Here is a 25,459-nt window from a genome sequence, read left to right on the forward strand (position 1 = left end):
TTATTGTCGGGTATCGCGCGAACGATACCATGCGGCGGTCGCTGCAAGGCCCTCTCGGGTCGTATAGGGCGGTCGCCATCCGAGCACGCGCCGGATCCGGCTCGTATCGAGTTGAAGGCTGCTGGTCAGCCGGCCGACGGCGGCGCTGCGGCCGGTCAACTTGCCGATCATGCGGAGCGCCGTTGCGGGCACCGGCAGCAAGCGCGCCGGCTTGCAAAGGACGTCACCGACCAAGCGCAACAGCCCTGCGACCGATGGGGCGTCGTCGTCAGCGACGTGGAAGCATTCGCCGGCCGCGCGCGGATCGATGATGCACTGCAGCAGCGCGTCTGCGAGGTTGTCGACGTACACGATGCTGCGGCGCGCGGAAATGGAGCCAAGCGGCAGCGGCATCCCGCGCGCGACCGCGTCCATCATCCGGACGAAATTCGCACGCACCTCAGGGCCATACACCAGGGGCGGGCGAACGATCACCGTCTCGAGGCCGGTCGTGTCGCCGAATTGCCGAAGCAGCACCTCGGCGTCGCGCTTCGAACGGCCATAGGGATCCTCCGGGTGCGCCACGGTTGTTTCGCTCAGCGGCCGGCCACCATCGACTTCGGCAATTGCCTTGATACTGCTGACGAAAACGATGCGGCCCACGCCGTGCCTGTGTGAGGCTTCGGCGACCCGCAACGTGCCATCGACATTCATCGCGCGAAACGCCGCGTCCGGATCGGATGTCGAGTCGTTCATCACATGCACGCGCGCGGCGAGATGCACGACGCAGTCGACCGCTCCAGGCGCGGCCGGCCAGTGTGCACCGATATCCGCGAACTCGTGGCCGGCATAGACGTACTCGTCGACACCTGCGGGCGCGGCGCCCGCGCGGCGAACGACGCCAGTCACCCGATGACCGTTTTCGACCAGCGTACGACATAGGGCACGGCCAATGAAGCCGTTCGCCCCCGTTACCACGACATGCATCAGGGATGTTTCCGCGCAAAGTGATTGAGGAGGAAGCACAAACACACCTGCCCGCCCGGGCCGGTTGTAGCGCTTGTTCGGTACTTTAAGCACCAAGCACCAAGCACCAAGCACCAACACCGCAACAGTATACCGGCTAGCCCCGCCTCCCTCTGCGTGCGGGAAGCGAACGGAATCAATTATCAATGGTCAGCGAATTCAACAGCGCAGAACTGTCGGCATCGGGCAGAGATCGAACAATCCGGCGCATCGTTAGCGAAACGTGGAAGTTGCTCCCGCAAGCAGCATGATCATGTGGCCTCAACAGACGTCTGCGCATCAGGCGTCGGCTGACGTTGCTTCCATAGATTAGCAGTCGGCATCTCGACGATTCGGTGCAGGATGTAGGCTATCGATATTGAAAACAGGATCGCTAGCGTCGCTGCTTGGTAATATCTGAAGCCATGGCTCATCAAGAAGCGAATGATTACATACCCACTTACGGCGTGCACAAGATACAGGGGATAGCTAATGTCCGCAAAGAAATCGACAATTTTTATCCGCCTGAATTGCGCTCGCAGACTAAAACAGAGTGAAAAAACAACGAGCGCATAGAGGTAGTTGAGTGGAACCGCAATAAACTGACCAGCAAGCGGTGTTTTCGGCCAAGTAGCTAAAAAAATAACGAATATTGCAGTAGTTGAGCCAAACAGCGTTGCAGTGGAAATACGATAATTCAGCCGAAAATTGAACAACGTTCCGATGAACAGAAAGCTCACCATCATGATCTGGTACTTGAAGTTAGTCAGCACCAACGCAGACGATCCAACGTGAATTGGCGCATCCCATGATGCGGGCCACCAAGTGACCAGGGCCATCACGGCAAGTGCAAAATTCACCAATGCTAGAGCCGACGCACGTTTGACGAAAGGCCACATCAGGAGCGCGGCGAAATAGAACAACACTTCGATACATAGCGTCCAGTTGACCATGTCGATGCTCTCAACATTCATCTGCTGATGAATCAGGAGTAAATTCCAGATTACCTGATCGGACGTGACGTAGTATTCGCCACCCCAGTATCGAGTTGAGAGATAGATTGCACCCAATGTAACCAGAGTCGCCGCCCAATACGTTGGAAAAATCCTGAATAGTCGAGCTGTAATGAACTTTATGCCGCCCAGCTTCTCGAGCGAGAATGGGATGACGAAGCCGCTGATTAGAAAAAAGACCGCAACGCCGAACGGTCCATAATTAAACGTTGGAGTAAAAAAAACGTATGGAAAGATACGCGGCACCCCCCCTTCAACTATTGGCGCACCAATAGTATGGGCAACTACGTCGCGACCGAACCAGTAAACTCCTAGATAATGGGCAATAATGACCGACAAGACAGCTAAACCCCGTAGCTGATTTGCGAATACGATTTTGCCCTGTCTCTTTATTTGAGTCATGTCGTTATGATTTGAATAGATAACTGAAGGGAGTGGAATATACCATTCAAGACGGTCTCGACTGCACCTGGAAACCTCTGTGACTTCATGGTCGGGCAGGAATTTCCTTCACCCAGTCAAACAAAAACGTACAAGGAACCATCCCACAATTTGTCAACGCCGGGACCACAGATCTGGCACCCAATTTGGCATCAAATCCGCCGGACCGGAATGACGCGCTGCTACGTGGTTATATCGGCAGAAGTGGGTTGAGATTCCGTTATCCGCAAACTGTCACGTCACCCCGACTTACCGCGCGCCAGCAATCCAGCGATGCGCTCCACCAATACTCGCGTCATCTCGTCCCAGCCGTGCTCTCGTTCGACGAATTGCCGTGCATGTTCGGTCATTTCCACTGCAGCCGAGGGGTGCGCAACCAGCCACTCGATGCGCTCGACGAATGCCTCCGGTGTGTCCGCGATCAGCAGATCCCGCCCGCCGATTGCACCTAGGCCCTCGTGCCCCAGCGAGGTGGTAACAACTGGCAACCCAAGCGCCATGTATTCGAGAATCTTGTTCTGCACGCCTGCACCGATACGCATCGGACACACGCCGATCACTCCGCCGGACGATGCCTGCGCGACCGAGGCGACACGGCCAGTCACCTCGACGCCGTCGTACGCGCGAAATTGCTCAGCCAGTCTGGGTGTGATCGAACCGACGATCCGGAAGCGATAGTCGGCACGCTTGCGCAACAACGGCAGCACGGCCTCGGCGAAATAGTGGCACATGTCCTGATTCTGGACCGTACGCATGTCGCCGACGAAAATCAGGACCCGACTCGCCATGCTGGGTGGCGTGTACGGTAGGCCCGACAGGTCCACACCGTTCGAGCATACCATCACCTTCTTGCCCGACTCGCCGGGAAACAGATAGTCTCGGTCGGTCCGCGAAACTAGCACCGAAAGGTCGAAATCGTCGACTATCGCGCGTTCGTAGTCGAGCAAGCGCTTCGCCTCGATGCCGAACACTCGCGACTTCAATCCGCGGGTGCGCTTGAGCTGTTTCACGCGGCTGTAGTTGAGCGAGATCGCATCGGTCATTTCCAGGACGCGCGGCTTGTCCGATTTGCGTACATACTCTGCGCAGCGCACGAGGTGCACGAACGCGCCATCGTGCGACGGCAACAGTCGCGCCACCGCCGCCGCAAACGCGCGACTCCGGTAGTACGCGACCTGCAGCGGCGTGCGCGTGGGCAACGCGAGTAGGGTATTCAGGTACGATCGCCGACGCGGCAGAAAGACCCGTTCGACCCGATCGAATACGCCATCGTTTGGCAACGACGCATGCATCTCCTCTTCGGAATCGCACATGCTCAGCAGCGTCAGCGAGTATTGGCGGGACAGCACACGGCAAAGATGGTAGATCCGCAACTTGTCGCCGCCTATCACCGGATACGGAAACCGCGGCGTCAGCACCAGCAGTTTCTTCTTATCGTGGTTCATGACAGATGCGCCCAAAAATCCTGGATCAACGGACGCACGGCGGACTCCGAGAAGGCACGCGCGCGATCCATGCCGGCGCCGCCCGCCACGTCGAATCGCGTGCTGTCGTCCCAAACCCTCCGAATTTGTTCCGCCATGTCTTCCACCGAATAAGGATCGAACTGCAGACCGCAGTCGCCGACGATCTCGGGCATCGACGTCGTGTTGCTGCAGGCGACGGGCGTACCGGATGCCATCGCTTCCAATAATGGAATCCCAAACCCTTCGAACAACGAAGCAAAGATGAATGCGCGGGCCTGACGGTACTGTTCGCGCAACTCCTCTCGCGACACGTAGCCCAGCAGTTCAACGATACCGGTCAGTCCAAGTGCGCCCGCCCTCCCGAGAAAATGCGCATGATGATCGGATTTGATCCCGGCGATCCTCAATCGCGCGTCGTCACCAAGAGCGGGCCGCGCCGCTGCAAAGGCCTGCAGCAGGCGATCGACGTTTTTGCTCGGCACCTCGCCCGCCACCGTGAACAGGTAAGGCCGGCGCGCGGCCTGACTCACCGGTGGCACGAACCAGTCGTCCGAAATCATGCATGGAATGACGTGAAGATCCGCCTCGCGCAACCCGAATCGATCGATCATTTCGCGCTGCGTGAATCGTGAGACGGTGAGCACGGTGTCCGCCCGGCGCACGAGCCGCGGTACCACCTGGCGACGGTACATGCGCCCGACGGTCTGATACAGCGACCGCGCAGGCGGCAGTACGTGCCATGGCTTCAGATAGATCAGGTCATGGACGACCGCAACCAACCGCGTATTGCCGGTCGAGCGCAGTGGCCCCGTGTTGTAAGGGCACAGCAGATAGTCGAGCTTCTGCTCGCGGCACAGGCGCGGCAATTCAACCTGCTCCCACCACGGGAAGAAACTGCCCCCCGCGCTGACGCACGGCCATTCGTCGGCACGCACACCCCTTGGCCCCAGGCCCAGCACCGATGCGCAGACCGGTTCCACCAGTTGTCGGGCGTAGTGCCCCATGCCGCGGTAATTGCCCACCATCCAGGTGACATCCACCCCCAACTTCACGCAGCGCTCCCCGACACGTACCTGCCTAAGAAGAACATACCTGTCATCCGCGCACTCCATCGAACATCCAGCGCAGCGTGCTCTCCAGCGGAATATCCTCGAGCGGCCCGACAGCGGCCTGCAACCGCGCGCCGTCGCCCTGCAATCGGCGCACTTCGTTCGCGCGCACGAAAGCCGGATTGACACGCACCTCGATCGCATAGCCGGCAATCTGTTCCATCAGCGTGATCACCGATTTCAGCGACACCGCCCGACCGGAGCATACGTTGAACACGCCGCCGGCGGGTGCGAGCTGCAGCAGGCGTCGATACGCATCCACCACGCGGCGCACGTCGGAAAAATCGCGCTCGACATCGATGTTGCCGAGTTCGATCACGCGCTCGCCGCGCTGAAAATGATCGACGATCTTCGGCAACAGGAACTGCGGTGATTGGCCAACGCCCGTGTAGTTGAATGGACGCGCGACGATGATCGGCAACTTGTCGTGCCACAGACGCGCCATATATTCCATTGCCAGCTTGCTAACCGCGTAATCATTCGCCGGATTCGGTTCGACCGATTCGTCGATGATCTCGACCGCCGCGTTGCCATAGATGTTGGCACTGCTGGCCAACAAAAGCGCATTCGGACGCTTCCCCTGTGCCGCAAGGGCCTCCAGCAGATTACGCGTGCCGACCACGTTCGTGCGATAGATCGCGTCGGCATCGCCGTGCGCGACGAACGCGATCGCGGCGAGATGCGCGACCACGTCCGGCTGCACGTCGGCGACGACTTTCGCCAGTTCCGCGCGGTCGCACAGATCCACCCGATACACGTCGGACCCAATCGCTTCGGCACCATGCGCGGTGCCGAACACACGATAGCCGGCCGCCCTCAGCGACTGCGCCAGATAGTCGCCGGTAAAGCCGCCCAGCCCGGTTACCAGCGCGCGCGGCGCGTCAGAACGAGAAGCCGCGTTCATTACGTCGCAGATCCGCTTCAACCATCATCGCGCACAGCTGCTCGAGCGTCGTCTTCGGCTCCCAGCCCAGCTTCTGCTTCGCCTTCTCCGGATTACCGATCAGCAGGTCGACCTCGGCCGGGCGATGGAACTTCGGATTGACGCGAACCACCGTCTTGCCGGTTGCGACATCGACGGCGATCTCGTTCGCATCGCTGCCCTTGAATTCGAGGTCGATGCCGGTCGCCTTGAACGCCATGCGCACGAAGTCGCGCACGGTCTCGGTACGGTTCGTGGCCAGCACGAACGTATCCGGTTCGTCAGCCTGCAGCATGCGCCACATGCCTTCGACATATTCCTTCGCAAAGCCCCAGTCGCGCTTCGCGTCCATGTTGCCCAGTTCGAGCACGTCGAGCTGGCCGAGCTTGATCTTGGCGACGGAGTCGGTGATCTTACGCGTTACGAATTCGCGGCCGCGCAGCGGCGATTCGTGATTGAACAGGATCCCGCTGCAGCCGAAGATGTCGTAGCTCTCGCGGTAGTTCACCGTGATCCAGTGCGCATACAGCTTCGCCACACCATACGGGCTGCGCGGATAGAACGGCGTCGATTCGATCTGCGGAATCGCCTGCACCTTGCCGAACATTTCCGACGTGCTTGCCTGGTAGAAGCGGATCTTCGGATTGACGATGCGGATCGCCTCGAGCAGGTTCAATGGGCCGATGCCGGTGATCTCCGCGGTCGTGACCGGCTGGTCGAACGACACGCCGACGAAGCTCTGCGCCGCGAGGTTGTACACCTCGGTCGCGCCGGTCGTCTGCAGCAAGCGAATGCTCGACGACAGGTCGGTCAGGTCGTATTCGACCAGGTGCAGGTTCGGATGCTTGGCGATGCCCAGCTCTTCGATACGCCAGAAATTCACCGAACTGGTGCGACGATAGGTACCGTAGACGGTGTAACCCTTGTCGAGCAGGAGTTCGGCGAGATAGGCGCCGTCCTGGCCGGTGATGCCGGTGATGATGGAAATTTTCTTAGACATAATAGCCCTGCTTTAGGAACACGCTTCGTTGTGCGTGAGAATTTTTGCCAAATGACGAGCGCTCTGCGCCCAGGTCAGGAAAGGCATGTCGCGAGATGAAGGCGCTTGCTGCGCTGCTCGAAGCTCGAGCCATGCCTTGATCTCGCTCGCCAGAGCGTTCCCGTCCTTCGCGGAAAAATAAGATGCGTGCTCGCCGGCCACTTCACGAAACACGGGCAGATCGCGGGCGATGATCGCAAGTCCGTGCTGCGCTGCTTCAATTAACGGCAAACCGAAGCCTTCACCATAGGATGCCGCAATCAGGCATGAACTCGCTGCATAGATTTTCTCCAGATAACCGTCCGAGACGCTTTCCAGCCAGAACAGGTGACGCCCCTGCTCGGCATGCCCGCGCAACCTCGAGACCAGATCCTCGACCATCCACCCCTGCCGGCCCACGATCACCAGGTTGATGTCCTGATTCTCGCGCCACAGCCGCTCGAACGCATCCAGAACCTGCACATGGCCCTTGCGCGGCTCGAGGGTGCCGACCATCAGAAACGTCGGGGCGCTACGCAAGTGTTGCAGTACCTTCTCGCCGTCGCGCGGAATCTCCGACGAAGTCGCGAAATTCTCGATATCCGCGCCCAGATGGAACCAGTCGACTTCAAACGAGCGCGACCGCTGCGGCGCACGCGCGTCCAGCCACGCTGACAGGTCCGTCGCCACCGCGTTCGAAATGCACAATGCGCCGTCACTTTCCGCCACGACATCGAGCCAGCGCGTAAAGCCGTCGGCGGCACCGGGTACGAAGTATTGCGGAAGCAGCACGCACAACAGATCGTAGACGACAAACTTGACCTGGACACCCTGTAATCGCAGGCTCTGGTAAAACTCCCGTTGTGCGGGGACGACCTGAGGCTGCAGATCGAGGCCGACGAACACGTCCCCCGGCGCATAGTCGATCGCCTCGTCCTGCAGCCAGCCGTCCTCGAACCCCATCATCCGCGTCGTGAAATCACGCGCGTAGCGATAGGAATCCGTGGTCGTCGCATAAACCGGCTCGACACGGAAGCCGTCGGGCGGCGAATCCAGCCATTCCTTCAGCAGATTCCGGACCACGCGCTGGATCCCGCTTCTTGCATCCACCCGGACGAGTTCGGAAATATCGACCAGCAATTGCCGCTTGTTGTTGCGCGGCACAAAATTCCTCGCGACGGTCAGCGCCCACGCGCGCAACTGGTCGTCGCTTGCCTGACCGGCCCGGCGCGCGATCGCGCGAGACAGCACGACAGGATTCGCAACTGCCTGGGGATAGAACCGCTCGATGGCATCGCGATACTGTTCGGCACAGACGTCGGGCGCGTGATCGGTCACGATGACGTCCCGTGCGCGCGCGCCCATCCGTTGCCGGCGCACCGCATCGGAACGCAACGTCTCCAGTGCGTCGACCAGTTGCTCGTCGGAGAACTCGTCCGGCAGCATCCACACCGCATCGCGATCCAGATCGGCCATACTCCCGTTCGCGTTGACGATCGTCGCCTTTCCGTAGTTCATGCAGTCCAGCACGGTTCCCGACGTCTCGCCACGCGACAGCGTCCTCAACTGGACGCCGACATCGACCGCTGCCAAGTACTGTCGGAACGTTTGTGCATCGGCCCAGCCGGTAATGCGGACCCGAGCTTTCTCGCCCATTTGCCGGATGCTGCGCGCAACGTCCTCACCATACTCGGTCGGCTGGTTTTCGCCGACGAAGACGAGGTGACAGGCCGGATCGCGCGCGAGGGACGAGCGGCTCCAGGCACTCAGCAAGCGATGATTCAGCTTGGACGGCCCCAGCCCGCCGAACGCGCACACCACGAAGTCGTCCTTGCCGAATCCCAGCGCCGCACGCGCGTCGTCGCCGCTCGAAGCGGTGGTCGCATCGCGCATGTGGGGAATCACGGTCCAGTCGCTCGTATCACCGCCGTACCAATGCCGCGCCAGTCGCAGCGAGTTGGGCGAATGAACGATCAGGCCAAGGCTCTTCTGGATCACGCCAAGGCTGCACGGATATTCCCAGATGACATCCGCGATATCCTCTTTCTGATGGCGGGCCCTGAGGCCGACATACCCGTGAGCGTCATACAGCGCTTTGGACCAGCCATCGGGACGGTTCCCGTGAATGGCCATGTGCGCGACGATGCCCGACAGAAAGAAATCGTGCAGCACGACCACGCCCGGTACGGCTTCCAGCAGTGGAAACATATACTGGTGGAACGACGAGTTCCCGAAATGGTAGAGCACCCGGTCGTAGGAATCCGCATGCTTGCGCAGCCACGCCGGTGTCTTCACCGAAACGTGCGCGAGCGGGCCGGACTGGATCGCGTCCGCTTCATCCGGGTCGACGATGACATCGATATCGTAAAAGCGGGCCAGCTCCGGCAGCAGTTCCGCGCTGTAGTCGGCAATCCCCGTCCGGGCCGGCGGCAACGGCGACACGTAGGCCAGCCGCGGACGTCGCGGCTGAACCTCGGGCTCGCGCCCTGCGGCCTGCCATGCCTGAAGCCGTCGCTCCATGGCGTCGAGCGCGCAACGCCCGCTTTGATCCCACGAAAACTTCCCGGCCTGGCGCTTCCCGTGCTCGACCAGTGCCTGACGATACGGCTCGTCCGTCAGTCCCCGCTGCATGCTGCGCGCAATCGCTTCATCCGATTTCGGATCGAACAGTGCGTCGTCCCAGCCGATCACTTCCGGAACGCTCGACGTATTCGCACCGATCACGGGCGCGCCGCAGCGCATCGCCTCCAGCACGGGCAGACCGAAGCCCTCGTGCCATGAAGGAAAGACGAACAGGCGGCACATGTTGTAAAGCGCCAGCAGGTCCTCGTCGGGCACGAAGCCCGTGCACACGACGTCTTCCGCCTCCAGCCCGACCTGCCGCGCCAGGCGCGCCAGCTCTTCGCGGCTGGCCGGCTGGATCGAGCAGACGACCGCCAGCTGGTGCGACTTACGCAACTCGGGCGACAACAGCGCGAACGCGCGAATCATGCCCTCGACGTTCTTGCGATGGTCGATACCGCCCGTATACAGCACGAACGGTTTCGTCAGCCCGTACTTGCCCCGCAATGCGGCTTCGCGCTCGGGCGCGATCTGCTCCGGCCGAAACCACGCGTCGACATCGGCGGACATGTTGACCGACCACTCTGGCGAGAGATCGAGATGCTCGATCCCCTCCATGCGCGACGATTCGGAGATCGCCAGCCATAGATCGGCGCGTCGAAGATTCTCGATTTTCCCCAGGTACCAATCCTTGAAAAGCGGATTCTCCAGATAAGGCTTGGCATAGAGGTACGGAATCAGGTCGTACAGCGTGACCGCGACTGGAACGTTGGTCTGAAGTGCGTGAATGCTGGTGATCGAATCGTCGCCGAAGCCCTCGAAGTAGCTGGCGATGTAGACGAAATCCGGCTTCAGGCTCGTCAGAAATGCCTCATAAGTCAGTTCACCTGACTGGCGACGCCACAGGTTGGCTTTATCGACAAAAGCGGCCGGCCCCGCTGCGTGCCAGACGTGGATATCGCTCGGCGACAGGATCGCTTCGAACTGCTCGCGCAGAATTCGCGCAGACTCCTCGAACGACCCGTTCAGCGCAAGGACGATTTCGTGCTCGCCGCGATTCCGGATCATCGCCTTGACGATGGATTCGGTGTAGCGCCCCACGCCGCGATTGCGCGAGTTGAGGCTCTGCGCCCCTTGCATGTCAACAACGATACGCATTATTCAGCATCCCCATTTTCGTGCGCGAGGGCAGACTTCAATGCCGTGAACGCTTCGCGCGCGCGGGGCGTCAAACCGTCATCATCGACAGGCTTCCGCACCGGTTGTGCAGGCGCGCCGACGATGATCCGGACGAGTCGCTGCTTCAAGCCGGGCATCCTGCTCAACACCTGCACGGCCACCCGTCGCAGCCGCGGATTGCGGTTGGCGTATGCGACACCGCGGAACAACGCACGCCGCACGCCCGATTTGCCCGCGACTTTCGCGCCGCGAGCATACGTGACGACAGTGCGCATCGGCGCAGTGATACGCCACGACGTACTGTTGTAGACCGCCTGCAATTTCTCGGCAGTCTCCTGCGCTTCGTCTTGCACGCGCCCCAGTTCGCCGCGAACCAAGCCCTGCTCGCCCCGGACTTGCGCGACTTCACCGCGCAACCGCCCGAACTCGTCGAGAACTTGCCCCAATTCGCTGCGGGCACGCTTCAGTTCGTCGAGGACCAGCCCCAGCTCGCCATGAACCTGCCCCACTTCGTCGCGGGTCTTCCCGATCTCCTCGGCGGATCGCTCGTGCTCCCGCGCGACCCCTTGCTCGAACCGGGCGGCAAGATCGGCAAGCGCCAGGCCATAGTCGGCATTGAACGCTGCGTCGAACGATGCAGCCTCTTCTTCGCTGCAGGCCTTCTGCGCAACGATCGCGTAGTCCGGACTGACGCCACCCAGCACGTCGAGAAGATGGATCCGCGCGCCCTCGTCCTGCAACGCGGGCGCTTCCTGCAGCCGAAGCCGCTTGACCCGTGCGAAGCCGGCATAGTCGCCGACGAAACTCAGCAGTTCGGGCGGAATCGGTTGCTTGTGACTCGGGTCCAGATAGAAATTGCAGCCCGCAACGACGATGTTTTCCGGATTCGGCGTCTCGAGGATCAGCAGCCCGCCTGGTTTCAGTACGCGCAACGCTTCGCTGACGATCCTGCGCACCTGTTCGAAGGACACGTGCTCGACGACGTGAAAAGCCGAAACGAGCGCGTGGCTGTCCGAATCGAGCGCGGCAAGATACTCGATCGCGTCACCCTGGAAAACCGGTAGGCCGCGCTCGCGGCATGCTTCCAGCATATCGGCATCCAGGTCCACCCCGACCGGGGAAAAACCTGCCTCTGTCATGAGTTCGAGCCATTCGCCTCGACCGCAACCGAGGTCGAAGGTCTTGCCGCCCGGGTAGAGCGTCGCGAGCGGCGTGATGAACGGCAGGTACTTCGCCAGTCGGCCTTTGATCAGCTCCCTCGAACCGCGATGCTGATCTTCAAACGCGCGATAAAAACTGTCCACTACGGCAAGCTCCTCACCGTCGTCTGTAGCCACGCCACGCCGACGAAAGTTTCCATCTTCTTGTTGACGACGTTGAATACAAGCGCGCGATCGCGCCACTGGTAGTTGTTCGCGACATGGGCGTCCCCCGTGTGCAACGCCACCGCGACCGAATAACTGCCTACCCCGATGTTGGCAGTGAACTCGAAGTGCAGCTCGACCGACTGCCCCGCATCGAGATCAACCAGCACCTGCTTCAGGTGATAGGTGTTCGTTCCGAACACAGTCTGTCCGAGTCGATCCTTGATCATGTACCCGACCACCAACTCGGGGATCGCTTTGACACAACGGACCTTGACGCGCAGCGCAACCGGCTGCCCGACGCCGGCGACCTCGATGGGTTGCCCCGACTCGTCCAGCAGATCGACCGCATCGATCACGGCTTCGCCCGTGCCCGACACGGTCTGCACCGCGCCGCTCTCGAGCTTTTCCTGCCGGACCCCGTGATCCTTGCGATCGGCCAGCATCGCGTTGTAGTAGTCCATGACCGCCTCGGGCGGCCCTTCCATTTCCAGACGCCCTGCGTTCAGCAGGATCGCGTGATCGCAGATCGCCTGGATCGCAGCCTTGTCGTGCGCGACGATCAGAAGCGTCGTGCCTTGCGTGCGGAACTCACGAATCCGGTCGAAACTCTTGTGCTGGAAATACGCATCGCCGACCGACAACGCCTCGTCGACGATCAGCACGTCGGGCCGGCGCGCCGTCGCGACGCTGAACGCAAGACGCACCTGCATGCCGCTCGAATACACGCGCACCGGCTGGTCGATGTATTCGCCGATTTCGGCGAACGCCTCGATTTCCGGCATCAACGCCAGCAGTTCGTCAACGGTATAGCCGAGCAGCTGCCCGGCCATCATCACGTTCTGGCGGCCAGTGAAATCCGGATGGAAACCCATCCCGAGTTCGAGCAGCGCCGCGACGCGACCGGTCATTGTCACGCTGCCGACGGTCGGCTGCGTGGTCCCGACGATCATCTTCAGCAGCGTGCTCTTGCCCGCGCCGTTGATGCCGATGATGCCCAGCGCCTCGCCGGCCCGCACCGTGAAGTTCACGTCCTGCAGCACCCAGTGCAGCGTGTGATGCTGCTTGCGGCGCGGGTCCATCCATTCGACCAGACGCGACCAGCGTGTCGGGTACTGCTTGTAGGCCTTGCCCAGATTGCTAACGGTAATGGTGCCCATCAGAGTTCATCCACCATTTCGCCCGCGTGCCTGCGGAACAGACTGAAACCGATCAGGCACCAGCCGACGCCCAGTGCCGTCACGAACCAGAGTTGCGACCAGTCCGGCCACCGGCCCTGCATCATCACGACCTGGAATGCCTGGATCAGCGACGCCATCGGGTTGAACTGCATGCCGGCCTGAATCGGCTTCGGCAGGATTTCAAGCGAATAGACGATCGGCGTCAGCCAGAACCAGAAGTTAAGCACGATGCCGAAGAACTGCCCGACGTCGCGGAAGAACACATTGAGCACGCCGAGCGTGATCCCGAGGCCGATCGCGAACAGCGTCAGCAGCATCAGCAACGGAATGACCGCCAGGAACGCGATGCCGGGGAAGTTGCCGGTCAACACCAGGAACACGACGAACAGGCCGAACACGATCGCGAAATTGACCAGCGAATTGGCAACCACGATCACCGGCAGGCAGAGTCGCGGAAAGCTCAGCTTCTTGATCAGGTTCGCGTTCTCGATGAACGCGTTCTGCGCACGACTGACGACTTCCACGAACATGCCCCACGGCAACATGCCTGCGCACAGGTGAATGCTGTACGCGAAGCTGTTGTCGACTCCAGGGAGCCTCGTATGCATGACGCGCGAGAAGATCACCGTATATACGACGATCATCGCGAGCGGATTGAGGACGGTCCATGCCGCGCCCAGCAGGGAATTACGGTACTTGGACTGAAATTCCCGCTTGACGCTTCCCAGAATGAAGCCGCGATAAGCCCACAGGGCTCTCAGCATGCCCAGCATCAAGCCCGCCCGTATACATCTTGGAAACGAACGATGTCGTCTTCTCCCAGGTACTCGCCGCTCTGTACCTCGATCATCACGAGGTCCAGCACGCCCGGATTCTCGAGGCGGTGCTTGTGACCCGCAGGAATATAGGTGGACTCGTTGGTCCGGACGAAGATTTCCTGATCGCCGTTGACGACCTTGGCCATCCCGCTCACGACGATCCAGTGCTCGCTGCGATGGTGGTGCATCTGCAGGCTCAGGCTCGCGCCCGGCTTGACTTCGATGCGCTTGATCTTGAACCGCGGACCTTCTTCCAGCACCGTGTAGGTACCCCACGGACGGCTCACGGTGCGGTGCAGCTTGTACGCGTCGTGATTGCGCTTCTTCAGGCGGGCGACCACCTGCTTCACATCCTGCGCGCGATCGGGGTGAGCGACCAGCAGCGCGTCCGGCGTATCGATGACCATCAGGTCGGCCACGCCGACCGACGCCACGACGCGATCCTGCGTCTGTACGTACATGTTGCGGCTATCAACGAAGATCGCATCGCCGACGGCCCGGTTGCTATCCTGGTCAGGCTCGACCAGGTCGCGCACCGCGCCCCACGAGCCGATGTCGCTCCAGCCGAAGCTGGCGGGCACCACCGCCACGTTCGACGAGCGCTCCATCACTGCATAGTCGATCGAGATGTCGGGCATCTTCTCGAACGATTCGGCGGGAATCTCGAGCATCTGCGTCGACGACTTGTTGGCTTCCTGCAGCGCTGCCCAGCACGCTTCGGCGGCCGCGGCGACGTCCGGGGCATGGCGGGCCATCTCGTCGAGAATGACGCCGGCCTTGAAGCAGAACATGCCCGAGTTCCACAGGTAGTTGCCCGCTTCCAGGTACTCCGCCGCCTTCGCCGCATCCGGCTTCTCGACGAAGCGCAGCGCCGTCCGGCCGCCCCCGACCGGCTCGCCTGCCTCGATATAGCCGAAGCCGGTATCCGGGCTCGTCGGCACGATGCCGAACGTCACCAGCCGGCCCTGCTTTGCCAGTTCGGCCGCGCTCGCGACAGCGGCCACGAAGCCCTTCTGGTCCTGCACCAGGTGATCGGCCGCCAGCACCAGCATCAGTGCGTCGCGCCCGTATTTTTCAGCGACATGATGCGCCGCCATCGCCACGGCAGGCGCCGTGTTGCGACCGGCCGGTTCGAGCATGAATACGCCAGGCCGCTGTTCGCCGAGCGCCGCGCCCACAAACTCGTCCTTGCTCATGAAGTAGTAGTCGCGATTGGTGACCGTCAGCAATTCTCCACGCGGCACGTCCTCACCGCCGCCTACCACCGCGGCAGCGCGACGGTAGGTTTTCAGCAGCAGACTCTCGCCGTCGGCGAGCTTCATGAACGGTTTGGGATGCCCTTCGCGAGAGACGGGCCAAAGTCGCGTACCGGCACCACCGGACAGGATGACGGGGATTAACATCACATTCACTCCACATTTAGTATTCGCTGGCGAAGCCAACACCTTCGCCACTTACATCCATACACCCGCCGGCATGGTTGCCAGCCGGTCATGCGAGACCCGGCCGGAACGGAATTATAGCCGGCACCACTCCCCCCCGAAAACGGTGGTCGACCCGGGACGGCCGCCAGGCAAGGCCCGAACGCACCGCAATCGTCGTGCCCTGCCTCGACCCTGACCGGCGACCACACCACCGGGCCGGACTCCCAGACGTTACCGACCGGTCACTTAAAACTCACCGAACGCACCGGAACGGTTGCCGGCGTCAAGCCGGACAACGCCCCCCGGGCCGGGAACCCGCCTCCGCGAGCCGTTCTGGCCTTCGCCTGCTCGACGGTTGGCGCGCCCCGGTGGGGCGGGTCGGGATCATTCCGCCAGACACAGCGCCAGTGCATCGCGCCAGTCAGGCATCCGCAATCCGAACGTCGCGCCCAGCTTGTCCAGCGCCAGTCTTGAATTCGCAGGCCGCTTCGCCGGCGTCGGATAGTCGCTCGACGCGATCGGCACGACTTTCGGCGCACGCTGCGCCATGGCGGCCGCGAAGATAGCTTCGGCAAAACCGCACCACGACGTCGCGCCGGCCGAGGTCAGGTGATAGACGCCGGAGCGGCGCGCCCACCAGTCGATCCCGGTCGATGCCGTACCCTGCGCGACGATGTGCGCCGTGGCAGCGGCAATGGTCTTCGACCACGTCGGTGCGCCGACCTGATCCGCGACGATCCGCAGCTCCGGTCGCTCGGCGCCCAGCTTCAACATCGTCAGCAGGAAGTTCCTGCCGCGCCGACCGTACACCCAGCTCGTTCGCAGGATCAGATGCGCACACCCGGTCGCCGCAATCGCCAGTTCGCCGTCACGCTTGGTCGCGCCATAAACGTTGGCGGGATTCGTCGCATCGGTTTCCGCGTACGCCTCCGTGTTCGTCCCGTCGAACACGTAGTCGGTCGAATAGTGAATGAGCGCGCCGCCGCTGCGCGCCATCTCCTCCGCGAACACGCGCGGCAGGTCGGCATTCAGGCGGCGCGCAGCATCCGCATCGGTCTCGGCCTGGTCCACCGCCGTATACGCCGCCGGGTTGACGATCAGCGACGGCTTTACGTCCCGCACGAACACGCGCACGCGATCGAGATCGGACAGATCGAGCGTCGACCTGTCGCACGGCACCACGCGGCCGAGCCCCTGCAGTGTCCGCAACAGTTCGAAGCCGACCTGGCCGTTTACGCCTGTCACGAGGATCGTCGGCGCGGCGTTCCTGTCGCCTTTACGCATATACGTCGGACTCGCTTAGACGCTTGCCTGCCGCATCCTTCGGCGCCAGGACAGGTTCGCCCTCGATCGGCCATGCGATACCAATCTCCGGATCGTTCCAGACGATGCTGCGCTCGTGCTCGGGAAACCAGTAGTCGGTGGTTTTGTAAAGGAATTGCGCGGCCTCCGACAGCACGACGAAGCCGTGCGCGAATCCGGGCGGCACCCACAGCTGGCGATGATTGTCTGCCGACAGGACCACACCGACCCACTTGCCGAAATGCGGCGAACTGCGGCGGATGTCGACTGCAACGTCGAACACCTCGCCCTCGGTCACGCGCACGAGCTTGCCCTGCGCATGCTCGATCTGGTAGTGCAGCCCGCGCAGCACGCCCTTCGCCGACCGCGAGTGGTTGTCCTGAACGAATGCGACATCGACCCCGACAAGTTGCGCGAACTCGCGCTCATTAAAGCTCTCGTAAAAATAGCCGCGCGCGTCGCCGAAGACCTTCGGCTCGATGAGCTTGACGTCCGGGAGTGCCGTCGCCGTTACGTGGATTGCCATGCGACCTGATTGGTGAGTAGGTTCCGGAGATACTGCCCGTAGGCGTTCTTCGCGAGCGGCCCTGCCAGTTTCAGCACCTGCTCTGCGTCGATCCAGTTGCGGCGGTAAGCAATCTCCTCGGGGCACGCGATCACGAGCCCCTGGCGCTTCTGCAGCGTCGCGACGAATGTCGCCGCCTCGATCAGTGAATCGTGCGTGCCTGTATCGAGCCACGCGTAGCCGCGCCCCATGATCTCGACATTCAATGCACCGTCCGCGAGATACCGCGAATTGACATCGGTGATTTCCAGTTCACCGCGCGCCGACGGCTTGATGTCTGCCGCGAGGTCGCACACGCGGTTGTCATAGAAGTACAGCCCCGTGACCGCATACTGCGAACGCGGCTTCGCGGGCTTCTCCTCGATCGACAACGCACGGAAGTTCCGGTCAAACTCCACCACGCCATAACGCTCGGGGTCTTGAACGTGATAAGCGAACACGGTCGCGCCTGTATCGCGCTCGTTCGCGCGCTCGAGCTGCTTCGCAAGATCGTGTCCGTAGAAAATGTTGTCGCCAAGGATCAGCGCCGACGGATCGTTACCGACGAAGTCCCGGCCGATGATGAACGCCTGCGCGAGCCCGTCCGGCGACGGCTGTATCGCATACCCGATGTTCATTCCCCACTGGCTACCGTCGCCGAGCATCGACTCGAAGCGCGGTGTGTCGTGCGGTGTCGAGATGATCAGCACGTCCCGTATGCCGGCAACCATCAGCGTCGACAGCGGGTAGTAGATCATCGGCTTGTCGTACACCGGCAGCAACTGCTTCGACACCGCGTGCGTGATCGGATAGAGCCGTGTGCCTGAACCGCCGGCAAGAATGATGCCCTTGCGTGTCATCGCCGCTCCTGTCAAACGCGCTCTGCGTAGTTGGTCTCGACCCACTTGCGATATTCGCCCGAAGCCACCTCGTCGGACCACGCCTGGTTGTCGAGATACCAGGCGACGGTTTTCGCGAGGCCGGTCGCGAACGTCTCGGCCGGCTTCCAGCCGAGCTCGCGCTCGAGCTTGCGCGCGTCGATCGCGTAACGGCGATCGTGCCCCGGACGATCCTTCACGTACGTAATCTGGTCGCGATACGAGCCTTGCGCCTTGGGTCGCGCGTTGTCGAGCAAATCGCAGAGCGCATGCACGACGTCGAGGTTCGTCATTTCGTTCCAGCCCCCGACGTTGTAGGTCTCGCCCGGTGTGCCGCGCGCGAGCACTTCGCGGACCGCGCTGCAGTGATCGCCAACGTACAGCCAGTCACGCACGTTCTGACCGTCGCCGTAGACGGGTAGCGGCTTGCCGGCGAGTGCATGCGCAATCATCAGCGGAATGAGCTTTTCGGGGAACTGGTAAGGACCGTAGTTGTTCGAGCAATTGGTCGTCAGCGTCGGTAGGCCATACGTATGATGGTACGCGCGCACCAAGTGATCGGAGCCTGCCTTCGTCGCCGAGTATGGGCTGTTGGGCGCATAAGGCGTCGTTTCGGAGAACTGCGGATCGGTAACAGACAGCGAACCGAACACTTCGTCGGTCGACACATGCAGGAACCGGAAGCCCGCCTGCTCCGCGTCGGGCAACGCGCTCCAGTACTGACGCGCAGCTTCGAGCAGTGTAAAGGTGCCAACCACGTTGGTCCGAACGAACTCGGCTGGACCGTGAATCGAGCGATCGACGTGGCTTTCCGCCGCGAAATGCAGGATCGCACGCGGCCGGTGTGCGGCCAACAACGCGTCGAGTGCCGCACGGTCGCAGATGTCGACGCGGGCGAATACGTGCTTCGAGCTCCCGTTCAGCGATTGAAGCGTGCGAAGGTTGCCTGCGTAGGTTAGCTTATCGACATTGAGCACGGCCTCGTCGGATTGACGCAGCCAGTCGATTACGAAATTGGCACCGATAAAACCCGCACCGCCCGTCACGAGAATCATGAGGCTCCCTCTAGTCGTATATGGCGTGCCTCAGGCGCGAGCCGCCACGAATTCCGAACGCGACGACGTCGCCGTGCGCGTGCCGCAAGGCGGGCATTCTAACTGCTGACCGTAACCGTCAAAGTCATGAAATGCTAATTTTGTTGCGACGCGGTCGATTATAAGAAGCGACTCTGCTCGAAAGCCACGTCGCTAACAACTTGATACAGTGCTCCGGACCTGCGACACCCCAAAAAACATCATTTAAATCAACACGTTAAAATCCACCAAAGGCGCCTGCAGCCACGCTGCGACGATCACCTCCATTTTCATCTCGCGTCAAGATTTGTAACAACTTGCCTTCCATGATCCCTACCCCCATCGCCATCGGCGACATCCAGGGCTGTCATTCCGCTTTCCAGTCACTGTTCGAAAAGCTTTCAGCCCCCGCCGACACCCCACTCTGGATCGCCGGCGACATCGTCAACCGCGGCCCTGACTCTCTCGCCGCGCTGCGTGCGATGGTCGACCTCGGCCCGCGCGCGACCGTAGTCCTCGGCAACCACGACCTCCACCTGCTCGCCGTCTCGGCCGGCATCCGCACGGAACGCCCGGGCGACACGATTGGCGAGATTGTCGACGCCCCCGACGCCGATGCACTGCTCGACTGGGTACGCCACCGCCCGTTCGCGCACTTCGAGGACGGGATGCTGCTCGTCCACGCAGGCGTGTTGCCGCAATGGGACACCACGCTCGCGCTGGAACTGGCGGACGAGCTGCAACGCGCGCTTCGCGCCCCCGATTGGCGCGACACACTGCAAGGCCTGTACGGCAACGAGCCGAACCAATGGAGTCCGAACCTAAAAAAACGCGACCGGATGCGCGTCGCATTCAATGCGTTCACGCGCCTGCGCTTCTGCACGTCCGACGGCACGATGGAGTTCAAGGCGAACGGCGGCCCCGACAGCGCGCCGCCCGGCTATCTGCCATGGTTCGACGCACCGGAGCGCCGCACCGAAAACGTGACCGTCGTATTCGGGCACTGGGCCGCGCTCGGCCTGATGCTGCGCGACAATATCGTCGCGCTCGATTCCGGATGCGTGTGGGGAAATCGGTTGTCGGCCGTACGACTGACGGCCGACCCGGCGCAACGCACGGTCACGCAGGTGCAGTGCGAAGCATGCCGTGCGCCGGGCGGCGAATAGCCTGCCCGCGTCGCACCGGGGCGCAATGAAGCCTTACCCCTCGCGCCCCGCCACCGGCTCTTCGGCCGCCGCATCGCTCGTCGCCCCGGCACCGACTTCGGTTACCGGATACGCATGCTTCTCGAGCTCCGCAAGCGCGTCGGGCGACGGCTTGCCGACCTTCGCCTGCATCGCTTCGAGTGCAGCGGCGATCGCGTCACGCGCGGCCGCAGAGGTCGCGCGACGGTCGCCACCCGGCGCAATGGGCTCGCACACGTACAGATGCGCGACCAGCGGGCCGCCGCGCAACACCATGTCAAGCGACTTGCCGAGCGACAGTTCGCCCGTATAGGCCGGCGTGACCGACTGCCGCCCCTGTGCATCCTCGTACATGAGGCAGATCGGCTGCACCGCGCAGCCTGCCGACACCGCCGCCTGGAACAGGTTCGCGTGAAACGGCAGCAGCCCCTGCCCATCCGACGTCGTGCCTTCCGGAAACACGCACATCACGCCGCCGTTGCGCAGCCGCTCCGCCATCTCGTGCATGACGCGCATCGCCTCGGTACGCTTCTCGCGCTGCAGGAACACGGTGTCGAGCTTCTCGGCCAGCCAGCCGACCACCGGCCACTGCCGCACCTCGGCCTTCGACACGAACGGCGTCGGCCGCCACGCATTGACGGTGTAGATGTCGAGCCACGACACATGGTTGCCGACGACGAGCGCGCCCGCGTCGAGGCGCGCGCCGTCGTTGTGGACGACGAGCCGCATCCCGCAAATCCGCAACAGCTTGAGCGACCAGCGGCGCGTGAGTTCGAGGCGCCGCGGGGCGCTCACGTGCGAAAAGCGCAGCGCGACGGTCGCCATGCCGCGCAGCAGGTGAACGACGAGACGCAGCTTGCGAAGTGCGATCATGGCGAAGATCCGGCGTGGTTCAGTGGCGCTCGAACGCGACCTGCCCGGCCACGAGCGTCGCACGCACGCAAGCCGGCAGTTCGTAGCCGAGGAACGGCGAATTGTGACCCTGGCTCTTCAGCGCGCGCGGCTCGACACGCCAGTGCGCGCGCGGATCGAACACGCACAGATCGGCCGCGCCGCCTTCGGCAAGACGCCCGGCCGGCAGCTGCAGCACGTCGGCCGGCGCCGCGGTGATGCGGCGCAGCGCCTGCGCGAGCGGCGTCCTGGTTTCGTCGGCCCACTTCACCGTCAGCGACAGCAACAGTTCGAGCCCCGTCGCACCGGGCGTCGCTTCGGCGAACGGCAGCAGCTTCTCGTCGTCGTCGACCGGCGTGTGATCGGAGCAGATCGCATCGATCGTGCCGTCGGCGAGCGCCGCGCGGATCGCTTCGCGATCGCGCTCGCCGCGCAGCGGCGGATCGAGCCGGAACTGCGAATCGAAATAGCCGATGTCGACGTCGATCAGGTGCAGGTGATTCACGCCGACGTCGCAGGTCACGGGCAGGCCCTCGGCCTTCGCCTCGCGCACGAGCGCGAGGCCCGCCGCCGACGACAGCCGCGCGAGGTGCACGCGCGCGCCCGTCACGCGCATCAGTTCGAAGATCGTGTGCAGCGCGATCGTCTCGGCCGCGACCGGCACGCCGGACAGCCCGAGCCGCGACGCGAGCGCACCGCTCGCCGCGACACCGCCTCGTCCGATGAACGCGTCGAGCGGACGCAGCCACGTCGTGTAACCGTAGGTGCTCGCGTACTGCAGCGCACGCAGCAACACCTGCGTGTCGCGCACCGGCACGTTCGCGTGCGTGAAACCGACGCAGCCCGACTCGGTCAGCGCGACCATCTCGGTGATCACTTCGCCCTTGAGACCGACGGTGAGCGCGCCGAGCGGATGGACGTTGGCCTGGTGGAGGTTGCGGGCGCGGAACTTGAGCATCTCGACGAGGCCCGGCTCGTCGAGCACGGGGTCGGTGTCCGGCGGGCACACGAGGGTCGTGACGCCGCCGGCGACGGCCGCGGCCATCTCGGACGCGAGCGTCGCCTTGTGCTCGTAGCCGGGCTCGCGCAGCCGCGCGCACAGGTCGACGAGACCGGGGGCGACGATCAGGCCCGCCGCGTCGATCGTCTTGTCCGCGTTGAAACCGGCCGGCGCCGCACCAGCCGCCGCGATCGCGGCGATCTTGCCGTCCGCGACGAATACGTCGGCCTGCCGTTCGGTGCCGGCGACCGGGTCGATCAGCGTGCCGCCTTGGATATGAATCTTCATGCGCTGTCTGTGAATGCGTTGAATGCGTTGAATGCCTGGATAAGGATGCGCGTACGCGGGCTCAGTCGCTGTTGCCGGCAACGATGCCCATCACCGCCATCCGCACGGCGATGCCGAACGTGACCTGGTTGAGGATCACCGACTGCGGACCATCGGCGACCTGCGAGTCGATCTCGACGCCGCGGTTCATCGGGCCCGGGTGCATCACGATCGCGTCGGGCGCGGCGAGCGCGAGGCGCTCGGGCGTCAGGCCCCAGGTCTTGAAGTATTCCTGCGCGGACGGCAGCAGCGCGCCGCTCATCCGCTCGTTCTGCAGGCGCAGCATGATGATCACGTCGACGCCCTTCAGCCCTTCGTCGAGGTTGTGGAACACCTTCACGCCCATCTGTTCGAGGCCGCCCGGCAGCAGCGTGCGCGGGCCGATCGCGCGCACTTCCGGCACGCCGAGCGTGGTGAGCGCGTGAATATCGGAGCGCGCGACGCGCGAATGCAGGATGTCGCCGACGATCGCCACGCGCAGCTTCGTGAAGTCGCGCTTGTAGTGACGGATCGTGTACATGTCGAGCAGGCCCTGCGTCGGGTGCGCATGACGGCCGTCGCCGGCGTTGATCACGTGCACGTGCGGCGCGCAGTGCTCGGCGATCAGATACGGCGCGCCGCTCGACGCATGGCGCACGACGAACAGGTCGGCATGCATCGCCGACAGGTTGTTGATCGTGTCGAGCAGCGACTCGCCCTTGCTCGTCGACGACGCGTTGATGTTCAGGTTCAGCACGTCGGCCGACAGGCGGGTCGCGGCGATCTCGAAGGTCGTGCGCGTACGCGTCGAGTTCTCGAAGAACAGGTTGAACACCGACTTGCCGCGCAGGAGCGGCACCTTCTTCACCTCGCGGTCCGTCACGCTGACGAACTGCTCGGCCGTATCGAGAATGTGGTTGACGATCGAGCGCGGCAGCCCCTCGATCGACAGCAGGTGTTTCAGCTCGCCGTTTTTCGTGAGCTGCGGATTGCCCTTCAGGAAACCGTAGCGGAACCGCTCGGGGCTCGCGGCAGCAGCGGGATTGCCGGTGCGGCCAGTGGTGTCGGTAGTCATGGTGTGCGTGATTCCAACTATGCAAACGGGCCGCGGTACGAACCGGCGGCCCGGGATACGGTTTCGCGGTTCGGTCAGGCGCCGTGCGCCTCGATGCGCAGCGTCAGCTGCGCGGCTTCGTCGCGCGCGAGCACGAGCGTCGCATCGGCCGGCACGTCGAGCGTGCCGCCCGCGAAGCGCGCGGCGACCGGCAGCTCGCGGCCGCCGCGATCGGCGAGCACCGCGAGCTCGACCGCGGCCGGACGGCCGTAGTCGAACAGTTCGTTGAGCGCGGCGCGCACGGTGCGTCCGGTGTACAGCACGTCGTCGACGAGCACGATGCGCGCGCCGTCGACGTCGAACGGCAGCGACGTCGGACTCGCCTGGCTGTGCAGCCCCTTCTTCGCGTAGTCGTCGCGATGCAGCGCGACGTTCACGACGCCGAACGCCGGCGCGCCGAGATCGCGCGCGAGGCGCTCGGCGAGCCACGCGCCGCCGCTGTAAATGCCGGCGAGCCGCGGGCCGCCCGGCTCGGCGAAGGCCGTGCCGTATGCGTCGCGGATCTGGTCGAGCAGGACGCGGTAGAGCGCGTCGGCGTCAATGGTGCTCATGGTCGGACAATTGATCGAGATACTGTTGAAGGATCACGCGCGCGGCCTCGGCGTCGAGCATCTCGGCGCGTGCGCGCCCGCGCACGTTGCGCTCGCGCAGCCCGGCCTCGGCCTCGACCGACGAATAGCGTTCGTCGACCCACGTGACGGGCAGCCCGAAGCGGCCGTTCAGCTGGTTGCCGAAGCGCTTCGCCTGCTGCGTCATCTCGTGCGGCGTGCCGTCCGGATGCATCGGCAGGCCGACGACGAGCGCGTCGGGCCGCCATTCGGCCAGCAGTTCGCCGACCGCCTTGAAGCGGTGCTCGCGGTTCAGGTTGGGAATGACGACGAGGGCACGGGCCGAGCGCGTCAGCGCATTGCCGATCGCGACGCCGATTCGCTTTTCGCCGTAGTCGAACGCCAGGAGCGTCGCATCGCGCGCGCTCGCGCCACTCATGCGTGCCCTGCTTCGCCGGACAGCATCGACGAGCTGACGCCGAGCAGGCCCAGTGCGGCTTCGAAGCGTTCCTCGGCCGGCGTGTCGAACACGATGCGGGGATCGGCGGCCACGGTCAGCCAGCCGTTGCGGGAAATTTCTTCCTCGAGCTGACCGGCGCCCCAGCCTGCATGGCCGAGCGTCAGCAGGAAGCGTTTCGGGCCGGTGCCCGTCGCGACCGCCTCGAGCACATCCTTCGACGTCGTCATCTCGAGCCCGCCCTCGACCGACATGGACGAGTTGTAGTTCGCGCCCTCGACCGGCTCGTGCAGCACGAAGCCGCGCTCGGTCTGGACCGGGCCGCCGAAGTACACGGGGATGTGCAGCAGCGGCTCGATGTCGAGCTTCAGGTCGATGCGGTTGAACAGCGATTCGAGGTCGATGTCGGTGGGACGATTGATGACGAGGCCGAGCGCGCCGCGCTCGCTGTGATCGCAAAGATAGACCACCGTTCCCGAAAACGTCGGATCCGCCATGTTCGGCATGGCGATCAGGAACTGGTTGGTGAGATTGATGCGATCGGAAGGCTTTGACATGGTTTGAATTTTAGCAAAGACGCCGCGACCTGACCGGGCCGCGATCAACAAGCAACGCCGCGCGACGCTGGCAACGACGCGCGCGGATCACACGGCACTCTAACACGCGCGCGGGCGCTGTCGG

22 protein-coding genes are annotated in these 25,459 nt (G+C 63.1%); 1 reads left to right on the forward strand and 21 read right to left on the reverse strand.

Annotated features, from left to right (window positions below; genetic code table 11):
- The 15 genes from DIE08_RS19395 to rfbB all read right to left on the reverse strand — a co-directional run bounded on the left by DIE08_RS19395 (position 1) and on the right by rfbB (position 19,260).
- A complete protein-coding gene (locus DIE08_RS19395) occupies positions 1-969 on the reverse strand; it encodes an SDR family oxidoreductase (RefSeq protein ID WP_124903148.1) in 969 nt (322 codons plus the stop codon).
- A 287-nt stretch (positions 970-1,256) separates the two neighbouring features.
- On the reverse strand, positions 1,257-2,399 hold the full coding sequence (locus DIE08_RS19400; RefSeq protein ID WP_124903048.1) for an acyltransferase: 1,143 nt from the start codon (positions 2,397-2,399) through the stop codon (positions 1,257-1,259).
- 278 nt (positions 2,400-2,677) lie between these two features.
- Positions 2,678-3,883, reverse strand: coding sequence for a glycosyltransferase (locus DIE08_RS19405; protein WP_124903050.1), 1,206 nt, complete (start codon positions 3,881-3,883; stop codon positions 2,678-2,680).
- Positions 3,880-4,956 (reverse strand): glycosyltransferase family 1 protein, encoded by a 1,077-nt coding sequence (locus tag DIE08_RS19410; protein ID WP_124903052.1) that lies wholly within the window; start codon positions 4,954-4,956, stop codon positions 3,880-3,882. Before DIE08_RS19410 ends, DIE08_RS19405 begins: the two co-directional genes overlap by 4 nt.
- Before the next feature lie 43 nt (positions 4,957-4,999).
- Positions 5,000-5,917, reverse strand: a complete 918-nt coding sequence (locus DIE08_RS19415; protein WP_124903054.1) for an NAD-dependent epimerase/dehydratase family protein — start codon at positions 5,915-5,917, stop codon at positions 5,000-5,002.
- Positions 5,895-6,935, reverse strand: a complete 1,041-nt coding sequence (gmd, locus tag DIE08_RS19420; protein ID WP_124903056.1) for a GDP-mannose 4,6-dehydratase — start codon at positions 6,933-6,935, stop codon at positions 5,895-5,897. Before gmd ends, DIE08_RS19415 begins: the two co-directional genes overlap by 23 nt.
- Positions 6,936-6,947: 12 nt before the next feature.
- Positions 6,948-10,673 carry a glycosyltransferase gene (locus tag DIE08_RS19425; protein WP_124903058.1) on the reverse strand — a complete coding sequence of 1,242 codons (3,726 nt, stop codon included), beginning with the start codon at positions 10,671-10,673 and terminating at the stop codon, positions 6,948-6,950.
- The gene (locus DIE08_RS19430; RefSeq protein WP_124903060.1) at positions 10,673-11,998 is read right to left on the reverse strand and encodes a class I SAM-dependent methyltransferase; all 1,326 of its coding nucleotides are present in this window, start codon (positions 11,996-11,998) and stop codon (positions 10,673-10,675) included. The genes DIE08_RS19425 and DIE08_RS19430 overlap by 1 nt, the downstream gene beginning before the upstream one ends.
- On the reverse strand, positions 11,998-13,218 hold the full coding sequence (locus DIE08_RS19435) for an ABC transporter ATP-binding protein (RefSeq protein ID WP_124903062.1): 1,221 nt from the start codon (positions 13,216-13,218) through the stop codon (positions 11,998-12,000). The genes DIE08_RS19430 and DIE08_RS19435 overlap by 1 nt, the downstream gene beginning before the upstream one ends.
- Positions 13,218-14,012, reverse strand: a complete 795-nt coding sequence (locus DIE08_RS19440; RefSeq protein ID WP_124903064.1) for an ABC transporter permease — start codon at positions 14,010-14,012, stop codon at positions 13,218-13,220. The genes DIE08_RS19435 and DIE08_RS19440 overlap by 1 nt, the downstream gene beginning before the upstream one ends.
- Complete coding sequence (locus tag DIE08_RS19445; protein WP_124903150.1) at positions 14,012-15,460, reverse strand: mannose-1-phosphate guanylyltransferase/mannose-6-phosphate isomerase; 1,449 nt, start codon at positions 15,458-15,460, stop codon at positions 14,012-14,014. The genes DIE08_RS19440 and DIE08_RS19445 overlap by 1 nt, the downstream gene beginning before the upstream one ends.
- A gap of 405 nt (positions 15,461-15,865) precedes the next feature.
- The gene (rfbD, locus tag DIE08_RS19450; RefSeq protein WP_124903066.1) at positions 15,866-16,765 is read right to left on the reverse strand and encodes a dTDP-4-dehydrorhamnose reductase; all 900 of its coding nucleotides are present in this window, start codon (positions 16,763-16,765) and stop codon (positions 15,866-15,868) included.
- The gene (gene rfbC, locus DIE08_RS19455) at positions 16,758-17,309 is read right to left on the reverse strand and encodes a dTDP-4-dehydrorhamnose 3,5-epimerase (RefSeq protein ID WP_124903068.1); all 552 of its coding nucleotides are present in this window, start codon (positions 17,307-17,309) and stop codon (positions 16,758-16,760) included. Before rfbC ends, rfbD begins: the two co-directional genes overlap by 8 nt.
- Positions 17,294-18,187: a glucose-1-phosphate thymidylyltransferase RfbA gene (gene rfbA / locus DIE08_RS19460; protein WP_124903070.1), complete on the reverse strand. Its 894-nt coding sequence runs from the start codon at positions 18,185-18,187 to the stop codon at positions 17,294-17,296. Before rfbA ends, rfbC begins: the two co-directional genes overlap by 16 nt.
- An 11-nt stretch (positions 18,188-18,198) precedes the next feature.
- Positions 18,199-19,260, reverse strand: a complete 1,062-nt coding sequence (gene rfbB / locus DIE08_RS19465) for a dTDP-glucose 4,6-dehydratase (RefSeq protein WP_124903072.1) — start codon at positions 19,258-19,260, stop codon at positions 18,199-18,201.
- Positions 19,261-19,604: 344 nt separating this feature from the next.
- Here rfbB and DIE08_RS19470 point away from each other — a divergent pair, with 344 nt between their 5' ends.
- Positions 19,605-20,444 carry a symmetrical bis(5'-nucleosyl)-tetraphosphatase gene (locus DIE08_RS19470; protein WP_124903074.1) on the forward strand — a complete coding sequence of 280 codons (840 nt, stop codon included), beginning with the start codon at positions 19,605-19,607 and terminating at the stop codon, positions 20,442-20,444.
- Positions 20,445-20,477: 33 nt separating this feature from the next.
- Here the strand turns inward: DIE08_RS19470 and DIE08_RS19475 are convergent, their stop codons facing one another.
- The 6 genes from DIE08_RS19475 to DIE08_RS19500 form a co-directional block, all read right to left on the reverse strand.
- The gene (locus tag DIE08_RS19475) at positions 20,478-21,335 is read right to left on the reverse strand and encodes a 1-acyl-sn-glycerol-3-phosphate acyltransferase (RefSeq protein WP_124903076.1); all 858 of its coding nucleotides are present in this window, start codon (positions 21,333-21,335) and stop codon (positions 20,478-20,480) included.
- 19 nt (positions 21,336-21,354) lie between these two features.
- Positions 21,355-22,641, reverse strand: coding sequence for a dihydroorotase (locus DIE08_RS19480; protein WP_124629578.1), 1,287 nt, complete (start codon positions 22,639-22,641; stop codon positions 21,355-21,357).
- A 61-nt stretch (positions 22,642-22,702) separates the two neighbouring features.
- Positions 22,703-23,734 (reverse strand): aspartate carbamoyltransferase catalytic subunit, encoded by a 1,032-nt coding sequence (locus DIE08_RS19485; protein ID WP_044846292.1) that lies wholly within the window; start codon positions 23,732-23,734, stop codon positions 22,703-22,705.
- A gap of 74 nt (positions 23,735-23,808) precedes the next feature.
- Positions 23,809-24,324 carry a bifunctional pyr operon transcriptional regulator/uracil phosphoribosyltransferase PyrR gene (pyrR, locus tag DIE08_RS19490; RefSeq protein ID WP_059681461.1) on the reverse strand — a complete coding sequence of 172 codons (516 nt, stop codon included), beginning with the start codon at positions 24,322-24,324 and terminating at the stop codon, positions 23,809-23,811.
- On the reverse strand, positions 24,311-24,760 hold the full coding sequence (ruvX, locus tag DIE08_RS19495; RefSeq protein ID WP_059530402.1) for a Holliday junction resolvase RuvX: 450 nt from the start codon (positions 24,758-24,760) through the stop codon (positions 24,311-24,313). Before ruvX ends, pyrR begins: the two co-directional genes overlap by 14 nt.
- A complete protein-coding gene (locus DIE08_RS19500; RefSeq protein WP_006751106.1) occupies positions 24,757-25,335 on the reverse strand; it encodes a YqgE/AlgH family protein in 579 nt (192 codons plus the stop codon). The genes ruvX and DIE08_RS19500 overlap by 4 nt, the downstream gene beginning before the upstream one ends.
- Positions 25,336-25,459 lie beyond the last annotated feature (124 nt).

This window comes from Burkholderia sp. Bp9004, from assembly GCF_003858025.1.
Classification (GTDB): Bacteria; Pseudomonadota; Gammaproteobacteria; order Burkholderiales; family Burkholderiaceae; genus Burkholderia; species Burkholderia diffusa.